Below are 17,842 nucleotides of genomic sequence, written 5' to 3'. Positions count from 1 at the left end.
CGACGAGGGCGCGGCGCAGGGATGCGGCCGCGCCCTTCGTCGTCTCCGCGCGCCTCGTCCCAGTTCAGCTCAGCACAGGGTGACTCAGCGCAGCCCGACGCAGTCCGACGCCCAGAACGGGTCGGGGTACACCAGCCGCCCGGTCATCCACGGCTCGTGCGTGGGCAGGACGGCGACCTGGAACGCCGGCGCCGGGATCCGCTCGGACGGCGAGCTGAATCCCAGCGGCCCCGCGGCCGCGAAGCCGCGGGTCGAGTAGAAGCGCGGGTCTCCCTCCAGGAAGAGCAGCGGCCACCCCGCCGTGGACCCGTGCGTCCGGGCAGCGACCAGCAGCGCGGTCCCGACGCCGCGGCGCTGTGCGTGCGGCGCGACCGCGAGCGGGCTGAGCACGAGGACCTCGACCAGACGGTCCGGCGCGTCGAGCCACGCGCGTGTGAGGAGCGTGTGACCCACGACGTCGTCGCGCTCGCGTGCGACCAGCGACAGCCCGGGCACGAACGCCGACGAGTCGCGCAGGGCGTCGAGGAGACCGGCCACGCGGTCCCCGTCGTCGCCGAACGCTGCCCGGACGACCCGGCGCACGGCCGGGACCTCCGCCGACGACTCGGGTGCCACGACGACGCTCACGCCACGCACGGTGGCACCGGACGGCCAGGCCGCGCCAGCGAATTGGCGCGCCGCTGCGGCGAACCGCCGTCGCGCAGCGGACTCGCCGCACCGGCTTGTCAGACGGATCCGCCCAGGACCCAGGCGCGGCCGGGTCTCGGCTCTCAGCGGTAGCTGGGGCGCAGGCGGACGCGGGGCTGGTGCTTGGCCGACTCCTTGGAGATCTCGACGATGCTCGCGCGCGACGCGACGAAGTCGCTGAACGACGAGTAGCCCAGCGGCCGCTCGACGAACGCCGGGTCGAGGCGCATCATCTGGTTCTTGACCTCGCCGTACGACAGCCACGGCTCGTCGTCCTTCTTGGCGTGGATGAGGCGCATGGCCCGCATGAGGAGCTGGGTGGCGCGCCGCTGAGCGGCGCGGTCCCCGGCGGGAGCCGGAGCGTCGTTCGCGGTGACCTGCCCAGCTGTCGAACCCGCGCGTTCCGGCGCGTCGTCGGTGGTCGCGGGCGCCACGGGGGGCGCGTCGTCCGCGTCGTCGTCCTCGGGGGTGGTGCTCGTGTCGAGCAGGGCGTCGTAGTCGGCGAACTCGTCGCACGCGGACATGAGCGAGCGGCTCGTCGAGCCCGCGACGCCGACGCCGATCACGGTGCGGCCCAGGCGCTTGGCACGTTGCGCGAGAGCGATGTAGTCCGAGTCGCCCGCGACGATCACGACGTGCGTCACGTCCACGAGCCGGAACAGGTCCTCGATGACGTCGACGGCGAGGCGGATGTCCGCGCCGTTCTTCATGCGCGGGCCCACGGGGAACAGCTGGGTGAGGTCGACGGCCCGGTCGATGAGCTGCTGGTGGTAGCCGGCGTTGACCGGCTGGGACCAGTCCGCGTACGCGCGGCTCACGACGACCCGGCCGAACGACGACGCGTAGTCGATGATCGCGTCGACGTCGACGCGTGCGGTGCGCAGCTTCGTCGGGACGTCGCCGTCGGCGTCGAGGCGGTACTTGCGCGCGTCGTCGGACTGGAAGGCGCCGCGCCGGTGGACCTGGTCGTAGCGGGAGATCACGATGTTGTCGAAGTCGATGTAGACCGCGACGCGGGCAGCGCTCTCGTCGGTGCTCATGGGGCGAGTCTGCCGGACGTCAGAGGGTGCGAGCGGCGAACGTGTCGCACGCCGCGAGGTCGCGCTGCTCGTAGCCGGTCGTGAACCACCGCTGCCGCTGCTCGCTCGACCCGTGCGTCCAGGAGTCCGGGTTGACGTTCGTGCCGGACTGCTCCTGGATGTGGTCGTCGCCGACGGCCGCGGCCGCGTCGAGCGCCTGCGCGAGCTCGGCGGCCGAGATGGGCTCGAGGTAGGTCACGCCCGTGTCGGGGTCCTTCGTCGTCGCCGCGTTGCCGGCCCACATGCCCGCGTAGCAGTCCGCCTGCAGCTCGACGCGCACCGAGTCCGACTCGGCACCCGAGCCACCGCGGTCGGCCTGGCCGAACACCCCGGTGACGTTCTGGATGTGGTGGCCGTACTCGTGCGCGTAGACGTACATCTCCGCGAGCGGCCCGCCCTCGGCGCCGAACCGGCTGGTCAGCTCGTCGAAGAAGCCGAGGTCGAGGTAGATGGTCTGGTCGCCGGGGCAGTAGAACGGGCCCGAGGCCGACGACGCCTGACCGCATGCCGTCGAGACCGCTGAGGTGAACTCCACGGCCTCGGGGATGGTGGCGCTCGCGTCGGACATCGTCGAGGACCAGTAGGTGTCGAGCGAGTCGAGCGTCGCCGACAGTCGGCAGGCGCGGTCGGTGTTCGCCTGCTCGGCCGTGCACGCGCCGATGGTCGAGTCGTTCCCGGGCTCGCCGCCGCCGCCGAGCAGCGCCCCGGGGTCGACGTTGCCGCCGGACAGCAGCGTGATCGCCAGGATCACGAGGAGCCCGAGGCCGCCGACGCCGCCGCCGATCGCCATGCCCCTGCCTGCGCCCGAGCGCCGCGACTGCACGCGCCCGCCGCCGAAGCTGCCACCCTCCTGGAACGTCACGACCAGGACGTTAGTCGTCGTCGCCGCCCCGCGCGCGTCCAGCGGAGGGGGCGTCCTCACCCAGCCCGCGGGCGGCGAGAGCCTCGCCCGTCGCCCGCGCGTGACCGACCATGCGGACGGCTGCCGGGACGACGAGCGCGCGCGGCGAGCGGTCCAGGCCGCGGGCGCGCGCAGCGTCTCGCGACTCGAGGGTGGCCTGCACGAGCACGGGCACGGAGCGCAGCATGAGGCTCACCGCGAGCGCGACCGTCTCCGGGGACAGCCCCACGTGGCGCAGCGGTCGGGCGGCGCGGCGCAGGGTGTCGAGCAGGTCGTCGGCGCGCGTGGTCGCGGTGACGACCGTCGCCAGCAGGACGAGGGCGAGCAGGTCGGCCGCGGTCTCGAAGCCGACCTGCCACCCGCGTGCCCAGGTCTGGTACACGCCGACGACGAGCGCGACGATCGCGAAGCCGACGAGCCCGCGCCGGGTGCGGTGCCACTGCAGGCCGGCGACGAGGTGCGCCGTGACCGCCACGCCGAGCGCCACGGCCGCGCTGAGCGGACCGCGCACGAGCACGACGGCGGTGCCCGCGGCGGCCAGGGCGAGGAGCTTCGCGGCCGCCGGCGCGCGGTGCAGGGGCGACGTGCCCGGCTGGTGCAGGCCGAGCGGGCCGGACCACGCCGGACGCAGCGGGGTACCGGGCAGCGCGGGACCGACCGGCACGGGACACATCGGCGCAGCGGCGGAACCGCCTGGCGCACCGGCGGTCGGGTCTGTGCTCATCGTCGGGCGGCCGTCCGCATGAGGGCCTCGTACGCGGCGACGGTCGGCTCCGGCGCGCCGTCGTGGACGACCGACCCGTCGTCGACGACGAGCACGCGGTCGGCCCGGCGCGCGGCGTCGAGGTCGTGCGTCACGACGACGACCTGCTGCGGCAGGCTCGCGAGCAGGTCGTCGACCACGGCGCGCCAGCGCAGGTCGAGCAGCGTCGTCGGCTCGTCGCAGACCAGCACGTCGGGCTCGGTCGCGAGCACGCTCGTCAGTGCGAGGAGCTGACGCTGCCCGCCGGACAGCGCGTGCACGGGCAGGTCCGCGCGGTCGGCGAGGCCGACCCGGGCGAGCGCCGCGCGCGCCAGCTCCTCACGTGCGGCGGCGTCCCGCACGGTGCGCCGCAGCGAGAGCGCGACGTCCTCGACGGGCGTCGGCATGACGAGCTGCGCGTCCGGGTCCGTGAAGACGAACCCGACGCGGCGCCGGACCGCGGGTCCGTCCTTCGCGGTGTCCAGGCCGCCGATCACGACGGACCCGGCCGACGGCAGGACCAGTCCGTTGAGCAGCCGCGCGAGGGTCGACTTGCCGGACCCGTTCGCGCCGACGACCGCGACCCTGCGCTCGGCGATCGTGAGGGAGACCGGGCCCAGCAGTCGCGTCACGGTGTCCGGACCGCCCGACGGGTCGGGGGTCCAGGCCGTGACCAGCGCCTGATGCAGCTCGATCATCAGCGACGCCGGCGCAGCAGGTCCGGGTAGTGCGCGAACACCGCCGTCGCGACGCCGGCGGCGAGCAGGTTCTTCACGACGTCGCCCGGGAAGTACACGGCGCCCCACCCGAACGCCTCGGACACGTCCACGTGGAAGTACCGAGCCATGCCCACGATGCCGGCGGGGTGGATGGTCAGTGCGGTGCCGATCACGCCGCTCGCGACCAGGACGAGGTACCGCGCCTGACCGGTCGCGGTGCGCGCCGCCCCGGCGAGCCAGCCGGCGAGCGCGGCGGCGAACGGGAACGCCACGAGGTAGCCGGCGCTCGGGCCCGCCAGGACTGCCAGCCCGCTCGCGCCGCCGGAGAACACGGGGACGCCCGCGAGACCCACGGCGAGGTACAGGAGCACCGCGAGGGTGCCGCGGCGCCAGCCCAGGACGAGCCCCGCGAGGACCACGCCGAACGTCTGCAGCGTGACGGGCACGCCGGTACCGGTGGGGATCCCCGGGATGATCGCGCACACCGCCAGGAACGCAGCGAACGTCGCGACGAGCGCCAGGTCGGTCGCGACGGTGCTCGGACGCTCGACAGGGGCGGGCAGAGCGGCGTCGAGCACCGCGGCAGGGTCGTTCAGGGGGTCGGGCGCTGCGAGATGCGTCACGGCGTCGTCGGGCCGCGCGGCGTCGGTCGTCTGCGTCGGGCCGGTGGCCCCGGGGGCGGTCAGGATGTCGTGCTCGCGTGCGTCGGCCACGGGTGTTGCTCCCTCGGGTCGGCTTGCTCGGCTGTCGTCGATCGGGCTCGACGGGCCCGTCGCGCTGGGACGGACCCTCCTCGCGCGTGCGCGCCGGGGCCTCCGTCGGAAATAGCGGCAGGTCGTCACGCTAGCGGTCGTTAAGATTGTTGGCGTTTGTGCGCCCGCCCAACACGTGAGCGGGCTTTCCGGAGGAAACCACCACGTGATCACCGCTCATGGCGTCGGCCTGCGCATCGGCGCACGCGAGCTTCTTGCCGAGACCTCGTTCCGGATCGCCGCCGGCGACCGGATCGGCCTCGTCGGTCGCAACGGCGCCGGCAAGACGACCCTCACCAAGACTCTCGCCGGCCAGTCGCAGCCGACGAGCGGCTCGATCACGCGTGGAGAGGTCGGCTACCTGCCGCAGGACCCGGCCACGGGCGACCTCGAGATGCTCGCCCTCGACCGGGTGCTGTCCGCGCGCGGCCTGGACGAGATCGTGCGCAACATGCGCGCGACCGAGGTCGTCATGGCCGAGGGCGACGACGCCGCGCGCGAGAAGGCGATGGCGCGCTACACCAAGCTCGAGGCACGCTTCACCGCCGCGGGCGGCTACGCCGCCGAGTCCGAGGCGCACCGCATCACCGCGAACCTCGGCCTCGACGACCGCGTGCTGTCCCAGACGCTCGGCACGTTGTCGGGCGGTCAGCGCCGCCGCGTCGAGCTCGCCCGGATCCTGTTCTCGGGCGTCGAGACGCTGCTGCTCGACGAGCCGACCAACCACCTGGACGCCGACTCGATCGCCTGGCTGCGCGACTACCTCAAGGCGTACTCGGGCGGCTTCGTCGTGATCTCCCACGACGCCGAGCTGCTGCGCGCGACCGTCAACAAGGTGTTCCACCTCGACGCGAACCGCGCCGCGCTCGACCAGTACAACCTCGGCTGGGACGCCTACCTGCTGCAGCGCGAGACCGACGAGAAGCGCCGCCGCCGCGAGCGCGCGAACGCCGAGAAGAAGGCCGCGGTCCTCCTGGCGCAGGCCGACAAGATGCGCGCGAAGGCCACGAAGGCGGTCGCCGCGCAGAACATGGCGCGTCGCGCCGAGAAGATGCTGTCGGGACTCGAGGAGGCCCGCGTGAGCGACAAGGTCGCGCGGCTGCGGTTCCCTGACCCCGCGCCGTGCGGCCGCACGCCGCTCACGGCGTCCGACCTGTCGAAGTCCTACGGCTCGCAGGAGGTCTTCACGGGAGTCGACCTCGCGATCGACCGCGGTTCGCGAGTCGTCGTGCTGGGCCTCAACGGCGCGGGCAAGACGACGCTGCTGCGGCTGCTGTCGGGCCTCGAGAAGGCCGACACCGGTGAGGTGCACCCGGGGCACGGGCTCAAGCTCGGCTACTACGCGCAGGAGCACGAGACGCTCGACCTGACGCGCACCGTGGTGGAGAACCTGCGGTCGGCCGCACCGGACCTGACCGACACCCAGGTGCGCTCGGTGCTCGGCTCGTTCCTGTTCTCGGGTGACGACGCGGACAAGCCTGCGCGTGTGCTGTCGGGCGGTGAGAAGACGCGTCTCGCGCTCGCGGCCCTCGTCGTGTCGTCGGCCAACGTGCTGCTGCTCGACGAGCCGACCAACAACCTCGACCCGGCCAGCCGCGAGGAGATCCTTGCCGCGCTGCGCGGCTACAAGGGCGCGGTCGTCCTGGTCAGCCACGACGAGGGCGCGGTCGCGGCGCTCGACCCCGAGCGCGTGCTGCTGCTCCCGGACGGCGACGAGGACCTCTGGAACGCCGACTACCTGGACCTGATCACGCTCGCCTGACCCGGCGCCCGCCCGGCCTCGGACGCCCGCGCGGGCCGTTGTCAGGTGCTGGTGCGCGTGGGCTCGTCGGGCACCTGGGCGTCGACCAGCGCGTCCTCCTCGGCCTCCGCGCGGCCCTCGCGGCGCCGCGGGCGCGCGGGCCGGCCGGGGCTCGGCGCGCCGGGCTCGTGGGGTGCGCCGGGCTCGGGCGGCGCGCCGGTCCCGTCGCGCTCCTCGGTCACCTCACGGCGCGCGAGCCACACGAAGCCGACGAAGCCGCCCAGCGCGAACACCCACCACTGGAACGCGTACGACAGGTGCGAGCCCGGGTCGAGGTCGGGCGCGGGCAGCGCACCGAGGGACGTCGTCGCGGCCGGGTCCTCGCTCACGAGCTGGCCGTACGCGCGGACGAACGGCGTCGCGTCCTCGACGCCGGCGGCGGCGAGCACCTGCTCGGGCGCCAGGGCCTGCACCGAGCCGGCGGGCGCCCCACGTGTCGACGGGCTCTCGGCCGGGCGCAGCCGCACGACGAGGCGGACGTCGCCCGCGGGAGGCTCCGGGACGTCGACGGCCGCGCTCGCGTCGGCGCCGGTCGGCACCCAGCCGCGGTCGACGACGAGCACGTCGCCGGTCGACGCGACCTCGAACGGCACGAGCACGTGGTAGGCCGGTGCGCCGTCGACGGGACGGTTGCGCAGCAGCACGGTCGCTCCGGGCAGGTACCGGCCGTCGGTCACGACCTGACGCCACTCGTCGGGCCCGGCGAGCGCGGCGGACGGCTCCGGGACGACCTCGGCCAGCGGGACGGGCGTCGCGTCGTAGTTGCGCTCGACCGTGGCGATCTGGGCGTCGCGCCACTCGTGGCGGTGCCACTGCCAGCGCCCCAGGAACGTGCACACGATCGCGAGGACGACGCCGACGAGCACCAGGCCGACGGCGCGCCGCCGGGCAGGCGTCACGTCCCGTCCGCCGCGACGAGCTCCGTCACGGGGACGGTGTCCTTGAGGAAGCCGCGCACGTCGAGGAACTGCGTGAGGTGCTCGCGGTGGTCGTCGCACGCGAGCCACACCTTGCGCCGGTCGGACGTGTGCAGCTTGGGGTTGTTCCACAGCAGGCCCCAGGTCGCGTCCCGGCGGCAGCCGCGCGCGCTGCAGATCGGGTCGTCCACCGGGTCGGGCACGGGCAGGGTCACGGCTGGCCTCCGTCGCCGGCAGGGGGGTGGTTCTCGAGCTGGGAGTGCGTGGTGCCGGGGCCGATCTCGCGCGGGTCGACGAACGGCTCCATCTCGTCGCGTCGCTCGCGTCCCGCGTTGGCGAAGATCACCGCCACGTAGGGGAGCACGACCGCGGCGGCGATGAGGATCAGCGACCCCCACATCGGGACGTGCGACCACGTGACGATCGCCGCGAGGAAGCACACGAGGCGGACGCCCATCTGCACGAGGTAGCGCCGCTGGCGCCGCGCGACGTCCTGCGCGAGCGGCTCGGGCGCAGCGGTGATGCTGTGCACCTCGGGCTCGTGACGTCGTGTCCTCACCCCCCGATCGTACGTTCCCGCCACCGGGTGAACGGCGGCCGCCCGGGTTGTGGGCCTCCCACAACCGAGGCGCGACAACCTGTGCCGTGCCGGTGCCCCGACGAGCGCGCCGGCTCGGATAGCGTCGTGTCTCGTGCCTGAGACTTCCGACAACTCCAGCGTCCAGCCGCGCGTCGTCCTCGTGACCGGCGCGAACCGCGGCATCGGGCGAGCGATCGCCGAGCGGTTCGTCGCCGCGGGGGACAGGGTCGCGACGATCTACCGCTCCGGCGAGCTTCCCGAGGGCGTCTTCGGCGTCGTCGGCGACATGCGTGACACGGCCTCGGTCGACGCCGCGTTCACCGCCGTCGAGGCCGAGCTCGGCCCGGTCGAGGTGCTCGTCGCGAACGCGGGCGTGACCCGCGACCAGCTCCTCATGCGGATGACCGACGAGGAGTTCGACGAGGTGCTCGACGTCAACCTCAAGGGCGCCTTCCGCTGCGCCCGGCGGGCCGCCAAGGGCATGATCCGGCTGCGTCGTGGGCGCATCGTGCTCATCTCGTCGGTCGTCGGGCTGTACGGCGGCGCCGGGCAGGTCAACTACGCGGCGTCGAAGTCGGCGCTCGTGGGCGTGGCCCGCTCGATCACGCGTGAGCTCGGTGGTCGCGGCATCACCGCGAACGTCGTCGCGCCCGGGTTCATCGACACCGACATGACGCGCGCGCTCCCCGACGCCACGCAGGCGTCCTACAAGGCCGCGATCCCCGCAGGGCGCTTCGCGCAGCCCGACGAGGTCGCCGCCGCCGTCGAGTTCCTCGCCTCGCCCGCTGCCGCGTACATCAGCGGCGCCGTGCTGCCGGTCGACGGCGGCCTCGGCATGGGCCACTGACCCTCCAGAACCCTCCAGGAAGAGAGACCACCATGGGCCTGCTCACCGGCAAGAAGCTCCTCGTCACCGGCGTCCTCACGGACGGCTCGATCGCGTTCCACGTCGCGCGCCTCGCGCAGGAGGAGGGCGCCCAGGTCGTGCTCACCTCGTTCGGGCGTCAGTTCCGCCTCACGCAGGTGATCGCCCGCCGGCTGCCCGTCGAGGCGCCGGTCATCCAGCTCGACGTCACCGACGCCGACGACCTCGCCGCGCTGGCCGACCGTGTGCGTGAGGCGGGCTTCGACTCGCTCGACGGCGTGGTGCACTCGATCGGGTTCGCACCGCAGTCCGTGATGGGCGGCAACTTCCTCGCGGGCGAGTGGGCCGACGTGGCCACCGCGCTCGAGGTCTCCGCGTACTCGCTCAAGTCGCTCGCCGTGGCGGCGCAGCCGCTGCTCACCGGCGGCGGCTCGATCGTCGGCCTGACGTTCGACGCGAAGTTCGCCTGGCCCGTGTACGACTGGATGGGCGTGGCCAAGGCCGCGTTCGAGTCGACGTCGCGCTACCTGGCCCGCGACCTCGGCCCGTCGGGCGTGCGCGTCAACCTGGTCTCCGCCGGCCCGATCCGTACCACGGCCGCCAAGTCCATCCCGGGCTTCGAGGCGATGGAGGCCAACTGGAGCACGCGGGCGCCGCTCGGCTGGGACGTCACCGACCCCGAGCCCACGGCGCGCGCCGTCGCGGCCCTGCTCTCCGACTGGTTCCCGGCGACCACGGGCGAGATCGTGCACGTCGACGGCGGCGTGCACGCGATGGGTCAGTAACGCCAGGAACAGGACCTTCGGACGATTCAGGTCGGGCTGCCACCTGCCGATGGGCAGGGGAGGCAGCCCGACCCGACCGGAGGAGTGACGTGAACCCACGCGCGCACGATGCGGCAGAGCTCATCGAGAAGGCAGCGCGGGCGCTGTTCGAGCGACGGGCCGAGCACACCGGTCTGCGGTTCGACGCCCTGCCGATCTGGGCGGTGTGGGTCCGGGAGAGCTATCTCGCCGACGCGCGTGCGGCGCTCGAGGCCGCGGGCGTGATCCCTGCGCCGGCCACGCCGCAGCGCAGCGCCGGCGACCGGTACCAGCGGCTCGCCGACGCGGCGCTGCGCACGGCACCCGTGGCCGCGAACGGCCGCGCGGTCGACCGGGTGCCGTCGCCGCGGACCCAGGAGCTCGAGGCGCTGCTGCTGCCGCCCGGTGACGTCGCGGCCCTGGGCCACAACGCCGTGGCGCGCTCGCTCGACTGGAAGCCGGTCGAGCTCGAGTGGAACCCGCCCGCGTCCGCCCGCTGACAGATCGACCTGCTCGCCCTGCGCCGCCCGGCGATCGTCGGGGCGCTGGCGCCTTGGTCCGTCGGCCAGCACAGTGGCACGCTGGGCCCGTGACGACGACCCGACGCCTCGTGCTGCTGCGGCACGCCAAGGCCGAGCACCCCGCCGGGCTGCCTGACCACTCCCGACCGCTCGCGCTCGCCGGCCGACGGCAGGCGCCGCTGGTCGGGGCAGCGATGACCGAGGCCGGCATCGCTCCTGATCTCGTGTGGTGCTCCTCGAGCGTCCGGACACGTCAGACGTGGGAGCTGGTGCGCGGGTCACTCGGCGCGCAGCCCGAGGTCGAGTATCTCGACGAGGTCTACGACGCGGGCGTGCAGTCGCTGCTCGCGCTGCTCGCGACCGCCCCGGAGGACGCCCGCACGCTCGTCGTCGTGGGGCACGAGCCGACCATGTCCCACGCGGCGGCGACGCTCGCGGGGCCCGACTCCGACCCCGCTGCCGTGGCTCGCGTGCAGGTGGGTGTGCCGACGGCGTCCTGGTCGTGGCTCGAGCTGGACGGTTCCTGGTCCGCGGTCGAGCCGCGCGTCGCGCGCCTGGTGCGGCTGGTCACCCCGGGCTGAGCGGGCCAGGCGCAGGGGCTCGGCCCCGGGATCAGCGCGCGGGTCAGCGCAGGAACGGGGCGAGCGCGAGCGCGGCGTCAAGGCGGTCGGTGATGGTCGCGTCGGCCTGTGCCGCCACGACGGGCTTGGCGTTGAACGCGATGCCGAAGCCAGCGGTCGCGAGCATGTCGAGGTCGTTCGCGCCGTCGCCGATGGCCACCGTCGCCGCCAGGTCGGCCCCCACCGTGGCCGCGTAGTCGCGCAGCGCCACCGCCTTGGCCGCACGGTCGATCACGGGTCCGGTGACGCGTCCCGTGAGCCGGCCGTCGGCGACCTCGAGCGCGTTGGCGCGGTAGAGCGTGATACCGAGCGAGGCGGCCAACGGGGCGACGAGCTCGACGAAGCCCCCTGAGACGAGGCCCACGTACCAGCCGCGCGACTGCACCTCTCCGACGAGCTCGCGCGCACCGGCGGACAGCTCCATCCGCTCCCGGACGGCGTCGAACACCGCGACGTCGAGGCCCGCGAGGGTCGCGACGCGCTCGTGCAGCGAGGTCGCGAACTCGATCTCGCCGCGCATCGCGCGCTCGGTGATCTCGGCGACGAGGTCGAGTGATCCCGCGTGCGCGGCGAGCATCTCGATCACCTCGCCCGTGATGAGCGTGGAGTCGACGTCCATGACGAGCAGGCGGGCGGTCACGGCGTGCAGGGTAGCGAGATCGCGGCGTCGCGATCTCGCCCGTCCATGTCGGTCTCCCCGCGTCCCCGGCGCGCCGCCGCGGTCGGCTCAGTCCGTGATGATCGTGCCCTTGGGGACCACGGTGAGGCCCGACTCGGTCACGGTGAAGCCGCGCGCCAGGTCGTGCTCGTGGTCGAGCCCGATGCGTGCGCGCTCCGGCACGATCACGTTCTTGTCCAGGATCGAGCGGTGCACCTGCGCGTACCGGCTCACCTGCACACCGTCCATCAGCACCGAGTCGGTGACCTGCGCCCACGAGTGCAGCCGCACGCCGGGGGACAGCACCGAGCCGGAGACCGTGGCGCCGGAGACGACCACGCCGGGGGAGACGATCGAGTCCGCGGCGTGGCCGAGGCGACCCGCACCCGCGTGCACGAACTTCGCCGGCGGCAGGCCCGTGTAGCCCGTCAGGAGCGGCCACTCGTCGTTGTAGAGGTTGAACACCGGCTCGATCGCGATGAGGTCGATGTTCGCCTCGTAGTACGCGTCGAGCGTCCCGACGTCGCGCCAGTAGTCGCGGTCGCGCGGCGTCGAGCCCGGCACGTCGTTGCGGATGAAGTCGTAGACGGCCGCGGTGCCGCGCTCGACGAACGCGGGGACGATGTCGCCGCCCATGTCGTGGCGGCTGTTGACGTTCTCGGCGTCCTCGGTCACGGCCTGGATCAGCGCGTCGGCGTCGATCACGTAGTTGCCCATCGAGGCCAGGACCTCGTGCGGGGAGTCGGCCAGGCCGATCGCGTCCTTGGGCTTCTCGCGGAACGCGCGGATGAGGGTCGGGTCGCTCGCGTCGGTCTCGATGACGCCGAACTGGTCCGCCTCGGCGAGCGGCTGGCGGATGCCCGCGACGGTGAGCTCGGCGCCCGACTCGATGTGCGCCTGCACCATCTGGGAGAAGTCCATGCGGTACACGTGGTCGGCGCCGACCACGACGACGATGTCGGGGCGCTCGTCGTCGATGATGTTCAGGCACTGGTAGATCGCGTCGGCGCTGCCGAGGTACCAGTGCTTGCCGACCCGCTGCTGCGCGGGGACGGCGGCGACGTAGTTGCCCAGCAGCGGCGACATGCGCCAGGTCTTGGACACGTGCCGGTCCAGGCTGTGGGACTTGTACTGCGTCAGCACGATCACGTGCAGGTAGTGCGAGTTGATGACGTTCGACAAGGCGAAGTCGACGAGCCGGTAGATGCCGCCGAACGGGACGGCCGGCTTGGCCCGATGGGTCGTCAGGGGCATGAGTCGCTTGCCCTCGCCACCTGCGAGGACGATGGCCAGGACGCGCGGTTGTGCCATGCCCTGACCCTAGGCCCGCCGGGCGTCGCGAGCGAGGTCACTGCGCATCGAGGCGCTAGCGTGTCGCGCATCACGGTCCACCGGGTCCGTACCAGCCAGCGTCCACGGAGGTCGTCAGTGCGCGTCGACATGCTCACCCGGGAGTACCCGCCTCACGTCTACGGGGGTGCGGGTGTCCACGTGGCGGAGCTCGCCGCGGTGCTCCGCAGCTCGATCGACGTGCGCGTGCACTGCTTCGAGGGCGCGCGCGACGAGCCGGGCGTGCGGGGCTACGACGTCCCCGCCGAGCTCGTCGGGAGCAACGCCGCGCTGCAGACGCTCGGGGTGGACCTCGAGATCGTCGCGGGGGTGGGGGCGTCCGACGACGGTCCGCGCACCGACCTCGTGCACTCGCACACCTGGTACGCCAACCTCGCCGGCCACCTGGCGGGTCTGCTGCACGGCGTGCCGCACGTGCTCACCGCGCACAGCCTCGAGCCGCTGCGGCCGTGGAAGGCCGAGCAGCTCGGCGGCGGGTACGCGCTGTCGAGCTGGGTCGAGCGCACCGCGTACGAGGCGGCGGCGGCCGTGATCGCGGTGTCCGGGGGCATGCGTGAGGACATCCTGCGCAGCTACCCGGCGGTCGACCCCGCGCGCGTGCACGTCGTGCACAACGGCATCGACCTCGAGGGCTGGCGCCGCCCGACCGACGACGAGTCGCTCGCCGCGGCGGACCGCACGGTGCGGTCGCTGGGCATCGACCCGACCAGGCCGGCGGTCGTCTTCGTCGGCCGCATCACGCGGCAGAAGGGGCTGCCCTACCTGCTGCGCGCGGCCGAGTCGCTGCCCGCCGACGTGCAGCTCGTGCTGTGCGCGGGTGCGCCCGACACCCCCGAGATCGCGGCCGAGGTCGCGGGTCTCGTCGACCGGCTGCGCGAGCAGCGCTCCGGCGTGGTCTGGATCGAGCAGATGCTCCCGCGGCCTGATCTCGTCGCGGTCCTCGCGAGCTCGACCGTGTTCGTCTGCCCGTCCGTCTACGAGCCGCTCGGGATCGTCAACCTCGAGGCGATGGCCGTCGGGCTGCCCGTGGTCGGCACCGCGACCGGCGGCATCCCCGAGGTCGTCGACGACGGGGTGACCGGCTGGTTGGTGCCCATCGACCAGGTGCAGGACGGCACCGGCACGCCGCGCGACCCCGACCGGTTCGTCGCCGACCTGGCGGCAGCGCTCGTCGAGGCCGTCTCCGACCCGGACCGTGCCGCGCACTGGGGCGTGGCCGCACGGCGCCGCGTCGAGGACCACTTCTCCTGGGCGGCCGTGGCGCAGGAGACGCTGCGCGTCTACCGGGGCGTGCTGGGCTGAGCCAGCGGGCCTGCGAGCGTCGCGGCGGCCAGGGCCCGCCGCGCGAGCCGGTCGACGTCGCGCAGCGCGGCAGTGCGCTGGTCGGCCTGCCACAGGTTGACCGCGCCGCCGTCGTCGCGCGCGGCGAGGTCGACGATCGCCCGCAGGCGGGCCGCGCTCGCGAGCACCCGGCCGCGGTGCGCGTCCACGCGGTCCGGCAGGCGCCAGGTGGGCAGCGCGGCGTCGCGCAGCGCGACGACCTGCGCCGCGTGCTCGTCGTCCCAGTGCGCGACGTCGAGCCGCACGAGGGCCTCGGTCACGTCCGCGAGCCCGCGGCGCAGCCCGCGGTCGGCGTCCTCGAGCGAGCCGAGCGCCTGGACCGGAAGCAACCAGTCCGGGACGACCGTGCGGTGCCACGTCACCAGGTGGCCGGGCTCCAGCGCGGAGCCGAACGCCTCCACCTCCGGCACGAGCGCGTACGCGGCACCACCGATGCGCAGCAGGACGAGCTCGCGCGCCTCGAGCGCGGCACCCGAGACCGGTGCGGGGACGCCGGCCACGTCGCCGGGCGCGGGCAGGAGCGCGACGACGTCGAGGTCGGGCACCGACCACTCGCGCAGCGCCTCGGCGAGCGGGCGCCGCTCGTCGGTCGCGGTGTCGAGGACGTCGTGGGGCTCGTCGTCCGCCTGGACGCCGCGCAGCGCTGCTGCCGCGGTGGTCGTACGGGAGTCGCCCGCGCCGAGCCACAGCGCGAGGACCACGGAACGGGGAAGGTCGAGGTCAGGCACTCGTCCACGGTACGTGCGCGCAGGGCCTCGGACGCGCCGCGCCCGCACCGTCGAGCGCGGCGCCCAGAGGCTGGCTGCGTCCGGGTGGCCACGTGCACCGGCACGCACGCGCGAAACGTTAGGGTCGTGCCATGACCGACGTGCTCGACCTCCAGGACGTGACGATCCGACGGGGGACGACGACGATCCTCGACGGGGTCTCGTGGCGCATCCGGGAGGGTGAGCGCTGGGTCGTCCTCGGGCGCAACGGCGCGGGCAAGACGACGCTGCTGCAGGTCGCGTCCGGGCGCATGCACCCCACGGGCGGCAGCGCCGAGCTGCTCGGCAGCCGGCTCGGGCACGTGGACGTCTTCGAGCTGCGGCCCCGGATCGGGCTGTCGAGCGCGTCGCTCGCCGACAAGATCCCGACGGGCGAGCTCGTCCGTGACGTCGTCCTGACCGCCGCGTACGGCGTGACCGGGCGGTGGCGGGAGGAGTACGAGGAGCTCGACGAGACCCGCGCGGCCGACCTGCTGCGGGCCTTCGGCGTCGAGCACCTGGCGGAGCGGTACTTCGGGACGCTCAGCGAGGGCGAGCGCAAGCGCGTGCAGATCGCCCGCGCGCTCATGGCCGACCCCGAGCTCCTGCTGCTCGACGAGCCCGCGGCTGGGCTCGACCTGGGCGGCCGCGAGGAGCTGGTGGGCGCGCTCGCGGAGCTCGCCGACGACCGGCGCTCGCCGGTGCTGGTCCTCGTGACCCATCACGTCGAGGAGATCCCGCCGGGCTTCACGCACCTGCTGCTGCTGCGTGACGGCCGGGTCCACGCGTCCGGCCCGATCGAGGAGGTGCTCACGGCCGAGCAGCTCTCGGGCGCGTTCGGGCTCGATCTCGTCCTCGACCGGCACGAGGGCCGGTGGACGGCGCGGTCCGCCTCGCTCGCCTGACGGCACGCCGCAGCCGCGTGACGAGGACCGTCACCCGGCTGCCCGCGGCGGTGCTGCCGCGAATCCTCACGAGCGCGTCAAGACTGTGCCTAGGATGACCCAACGACGGTGAGAAGGGGTCTGCGGTGCACTGGCTGTGGTGGGTCGGAGGAGCGCTGGCGCTCGGCATCCTCGAGATGCTCTCGCTCGAGCTCGTGTTCATCATGGCGGCCGGTGGTGCGGTTGCAGGGGGCGTCGCGTCCGCCGCGGGTGCGCCCCTGTGGGCACAGATCGTCATCGCCGCGGTCACCTCTGTCCTTCTCCTCGTGACCCTGCGGCCGTGGCTGCTGCGGCACCTCAAGAAGAGGACCCCGCTCGTCGAGACCAACGCCTCGGCGCTCGTCGGCCGTCCGGCCGTGGTGCTCGCGACCGTCACCGCTGACGCCGGCCGCGTCAAGCTCGCGGGCGAGGTGTGGAGCGCGCGGACCACGGCGGGTTCGGCGCTGCCGCCCGGCACCGAGGTCACGGTCGACCGCATCGAGGGCGCGACCGCGGTCGTCGTCCCCGCGCCCGCCGGCTGACCGCGGCGCGAGACCACCTGCACGTCCCGACCAAGGAGGCTCCATGCCGGAGGACACCACGAACGTCGGACAGATCGCGCTGATCGTCGTCCTCGCGCTCGTCCTGCTGTTCGTCATCATCGCGCTGTTCCGCTCCGTGCGGATCGTGCCGCAGACCGTGGCGGTCATCGTCGAGCGACTCGGCCGGTACTCGCGCACGCTCGACGCGGGGCTGCACCTGCTGATCCCGTTCGTCGACCGCGTGCGCGCGGGCGTCGACCTGCGTGAGCAGGTCGTCTCGTTCCCGCCGCAGCCCGTGATCACGTCGGACAACCTCGTCGTGAGCATCGACACGGTCATCTACTTCCAGGTCACGGACCCGAAGTCGGCCGTGTACGAGATCGCGAACTACATCACCGGCATCGAGCAGCTCACCGTCACGACGCTGCGCAACGTGATCGGCTCGATGGACCTCGAGCAGACCCTCACGAGCCGCGACCAGATCAACGGCCAGCTGCGCGGCGTGCTCGACGAGGCGACGGGCAAGTGGGGGATCCGCGTCAACCGGGTCGAGCTCAAGGCGATCGACCCGCCCGCCTCGGTGCAGGGCTCGATGGAGCAGCAGATGCGCGCCGAGCGCGACCGCCGTGCCGCGATCCTCACGGCCGAGGGTGTCAAGCAGTCGCAGATCCTCACGGCCGAGGGCGAGAAGCAGTCGGCGATCCTGCGGGCCGAGGGCGAGGCGCAGTCCGCGATCCTGCGGGCCGAGGGCGAGGCGCGCGCGATCCTGCAGGTCTTCGACGCGGTGCACCGCGGGGACGCGGACCCGAAGCTGCTGGCGTACCAGTACCTGCAGACCCTGCCGAAGATCGCGGCGTACCCGTCGAACAAGATGTGGTTCCTGCCGTCGGAGCTCACCGGGGCGCTGGGGCAGCTGGCCCAGGGGCTCGGCGGCGCGCCCGCACCGAGCGCGGACACCGGTGCGCGTCCGGCCGGTACCTCGCCGCTCGGGGACGACCTGCCTCCCGTGACCCTGACCGACCCGGCCGAGGCGCTCGCCGAGGCCAAGCGCGAGTCGGCGGCAGCGACCGCCGACGCGACGAGCGCGGGGACGCTGTCCGGCCGGCCGTTCGACCCGGCCGCCGAGCTGGGGCAGCACCCCGGGGGAGCGGCGGTCCCGACGCGTCCCGCCGTGCCGCCCGTGCCCCCGCCCGCGCCTGCCCGCCCGGACGTCCCGCCGCCGCCGGCCACGACGCAGGACGCGGGACCGTTCGAGCCGCCGTACGACCGCTGAGCGCGGGGCCGGTCGCCGCCCG

21 protein-coding genes are annotated in these 17,842 nt (G+C 73.7%); 9 read left to right on the top strand and 12 right to left on the bottom strand.

Annotated features, from left to right (window positions below; all coding sequences use genetic code 11):
- Positions 1-84: 84 nt before the first annotated feature.
- From CGE01nite_RS01325 to CGE01nite_RS01300, 6 genes are all read right to left on the bottom strand, one after another.
- Positions 85-627 carry a GNAT family N-acetyltransferase gene (locus tag CGE01nite_RS01325; RefSeq protein ID WP_141368497.1) on the bottom strand — a complete coding sequence of 181 codons (543 nt, stop codon included), beginning with the start codon at positions 625-627 and terminating at the stop codon, positions 85-87.
- Positions 628-770: 143 nt separating this feature from the next.
- Positions 771-1,727: an NYN domain-containing protein gene (locus tag CGE01nite_RS01320; RefSeq protein WP_141368495.1), complete on the bottom strand. Its 957-nt coding sequence runs from the start codon at positions 1,725-1,727 to the stop codon at positions 771-773.
- Between the two features lie 19 nt (positions 1,728-1,746).
- Entirely contained in the window at positions 1,747-2,628 is an 882-nt protein-coding gene (ypfJ, locus tag CGE01nite_RS01315) for a KPN_02809 family neutral zinc metallopeptidase (protein ID WP_048342794.1), read from the bottom strand.
- A gap of 10 nt (positions 2,629-2,638) precedes the next feature.
- Complete coding sequence (locus tag CGE01nite_RS01310) at positions 2,639-3,331, bottom strand: CbiQ family ECF transporter T component (protein WP_229747539.1); 693 nt, start codon at positions 3,329-3,331, stop codon at positions 2,639-2,641.
- Between the two features lie 56 nt (positions 3,332-3,387).
- Entirely contained in the window at positions 3,388-4,107 is a 720-nt protein-coding gene (locus CGE01nite_RS01305; RefSeq protein ID WP_141368491.1) for an energy-coupling factor ABC transporter ATP-binding protein, read from the bottom strand.
- Positions 4,107-4,841, bottom strand: coding sequence for a biotin transporter BioY (locus CGE01nite_RS01300; protein ID WP_307722623.1), 735 nt, complete (start codon positions 4,839-4,841; stop codon positions 4,107-4,109). The genes CGE01nite_RS01305 and CGE01nite_RS01300 overlap by 1 nt, the downstream gene beginning before the upstream one ends.
- A gap of 205 nt (positions 4,842-5,046) precedes the next feature.
- Here CGE01nite_RS01300 and CGE01nite_RS01295 point away from each other — a divergent pair, with 205 nt between their 5' ends.
- Complete coding sequence (locus CGE01nite_RS01295) at positions 5,047-6,642, top strand: ABC-F family ATP-binding cassette domain-containing protein (RefSeq protein ID WP_048342793.1); 1,596 nt, start codon at positions 5,047-5,049, stop codon at positions 6,640-6,642.
- Positions 6,643-6,683: 41 nt separating this feature from the next.
- Here CGE01nite_RS01295 and CGE01nite_RS01290 read toward each other — a convergent pair whose 3' ends face one another.
- From CGE01nite_RS01290 to CGE01nite_RS01280, 3 genes are read right to left on the bottom strand one after another with little or no spacing between them, the layout of a single operon-like run.
- The gene (locus tag CGE01nite_RS01290) at positions 6,684-7,580 is read right to left on the bottom strand and encodes an SURF1 family cytochrome oxidase biogenesis protein (RefSeq protein WP_141368489.1); all 897 of its coding nucleotides are present in this window, start codon (positions 7,578-7,580) and stop codon (positions 6,684-6,686) included.
- Positions 7,577-7,813, bottom strand: coding sequence for a hypothetical protein (locus tag CGE01nite_RS01285; protein WP_048344103.1), 237 nt, complete (start codon positions 7,811-7,813; stop codon positions 7,577-7,579). Before CGE01nite_RS01285 ends, CGE01nite_RS01290 begins: the two co-directional genes overlap by 4 nt.
- Positions 7,810-8,157 carry a DUF3099 domain-containing protein gene (locus CGE01nite_RS01280; RefSeq protein ID WP_048344104.1) on the bottom strand — a complete coding sequence of 116 codons (348 nt, stop codon included), beginning with the start codon at positions 8,155-8,157 and terminating at the stop codon, positions 7,810-7,812. The genes CGE01nite_RS01285 and CGE01nite_RS01280 overlap by 4 nt, the downstream gene beginning before the upstream one ends.
- 133 nt (positions 8,158-8,290) lie before the next feature.
- Here CGE01nite_RS01280 and fabG point away from each other — a divergent pair, with 133 nt between their 5' ends.
- From fabG to CGE01nite_RS01260, 4 genes are all read left to right on the top strand, one after another.
- On the top strand, positions 8,291-9,025 hold the full coding sequence (gene fabG / locus CGE01nite_RS01275; protein ID WP_141368487.1) for a 3-oxoacyl-ACP reductase FabG: 735 nt from the start codon (positions 8,291-8,293) through the stop codon (positions 9,023-9,025).
- A 32-nt stretch (positions 9,026-9,057) separates the two neighbouring features.
- Entirely contained in the window at positions 9,058-9,828 is a 771-nt protein-coding gene (gene fabI / locus CGE01nite_RS01270; protein ID WP_048344106.1) for an enoyl-ACP reductase FabI, read from the top strand.
- Positions 9,829-9,917: 89 nt separating this feature from the next.
- Positions 9,918-10,346: a hypothetical protein gene (locus CGE01nite_RS01265; RefSeq protein ID WP_141368485.1), complete on the top strand. Its 429-nt coding sequence runs from the start codon at positions 9,918-9,920 to the stop codon at positions 10,344-10,346.
- Between the two features lie 89 nt (positions 10,347-10,435).
- On the top strand, positions 10,436-10,948 hold the full coding sequence (locus CGE01nite_RS01260) for a SixA phosphatase family protein (RefSeq protein WP_229747538.1): 513 nt from the start codon (positions 10,436-10,438) through the stop codon (positions 10,946-10,948).
- A gap of 43 nt (positions 10,949-10,991) precedes the next feature.
- On the opposite strand, the gene serB is transcribed toward CGE01nite_RS01260, so the two are convergent.
- Together serB and glgC are read right to left on the bottom strand one after the other, a co-directional pair.
- Positions 10,992-11,627: a phosphoserine phosphatase SerB gene (gene serB / locus CGE01nite_RS01255; RefSeq protein ID WP_082156510.1), complete on the bottom strand. Its 636-nt coding sequence runs from the start codon at positions 11,625-11,627 to the stop codon at positions 10,992-10,994.
- 87 nt (positions 11,628-11,714) lie between these two features.
- Positions 11,715-12,956 carry a glucose-1-phosphate adenylyltransferase gene (glgC, locus tag CGE01nite_RS01250; RefSeq protein WP_048344110.1) on the bottom strand — a complete coding sequence of 414 codons (1,242 nt, stop codon included), beginning with the start codon at positions 12,954-12,956 and terminating at the stop codon, positions 11,715-11,717.
- Between the two features lie 117 nt (positions 12,957-13,073).
- Between glgC and glgA the strand changes: the two genes are divergently transcribed.
- Positions 13,074-14,297: a glycogen synthase gene (glgA, locus tag CGE01nite_RS01245; RefSeq protein WP_048344111.1), complete on the top strand. Its 1,224-nt coding sequence runs from the start codon at positions 13,074-13,076 to the stop codon at positions 14,295-14,297.
- On the opposite strand, the gene CGE01nite_RS01240 is transcribed toward glgA, so the two are convergent.
- Positions 14,276-15,064, bottom strand: coding sequence for an Rv1486c family protein (locus CGE01nite_RS01240; protein ID WP_141368481.1), 789 nt, complete (start codon positions 15,062-15,064; stop codon positions 14,276-14,278). The genes glgA and CGE01nite_RS01240 overlap by 22 nt on opposite strands.
- Before the next feature lie 131 nt (positions 15,065-15,195).
- On the opposite strand from CGE01nite_RS01240, the gene CGE01nite_RS01235 reads away from it, so the two are divergent.
- The 3 genes from CGE01nite_RS01235 (at position 15,196) to CGE01nite_RS01225 (ending at position 17,820) form a co-directional block, all read left to right on the top strand.
- Positions 15,196-15,987 carry an ABC transporter ATP-binding protein gene (locus CGE01nite_RS01235; protein WP_048344113.1) on the top strand — a complete coding sequence of 264 codons (792 nt, stop codon included), beginning with the start codon at positions 15,196-15,198 and terminating at the stop codon, positions 15,985-15,987.
- A gap of 125 nt (positions 15,988-16,112) precedes the next feature.
- A complete protein-coding gene (locus CGE01nite_RS01230; protein ID WP_048344114.1) occupies positions 16,113-16,547 on the top strand; it encodes an NfeD family protein in 435 nt (144 codons plus the stop codon).
- 43 nt (positions 16,548-16,590) lie between these two features.
- Entirely contained in the window at positions 16,591-17,820 is a 1,230-nt protein-coding gene (locus tag CGE01nite_RS01225) for an SPFH domain-containing protein (RefSeq protein ID WP_048344115.1), read from the top strand.
- The last annotated feature ends 22 nt before the right edge of the window (positions 17,821-17,842 follow it).

Origin of the sequence: Cellulomonas gelida (assembly GCF_006538725.1) — a bacterium.
Lineage (GTDB): Bacteria > Actinomycetota > Actinomycetes > Actinomycetales > Cellulomonadaceae > Cellulomonas > Cellulomonas gelida.
The sequence above is the reverse complement of the archived record's forward strand: the minus strand, read 5'-3'. Positions and strand labels throughout refer to the sequence as shown.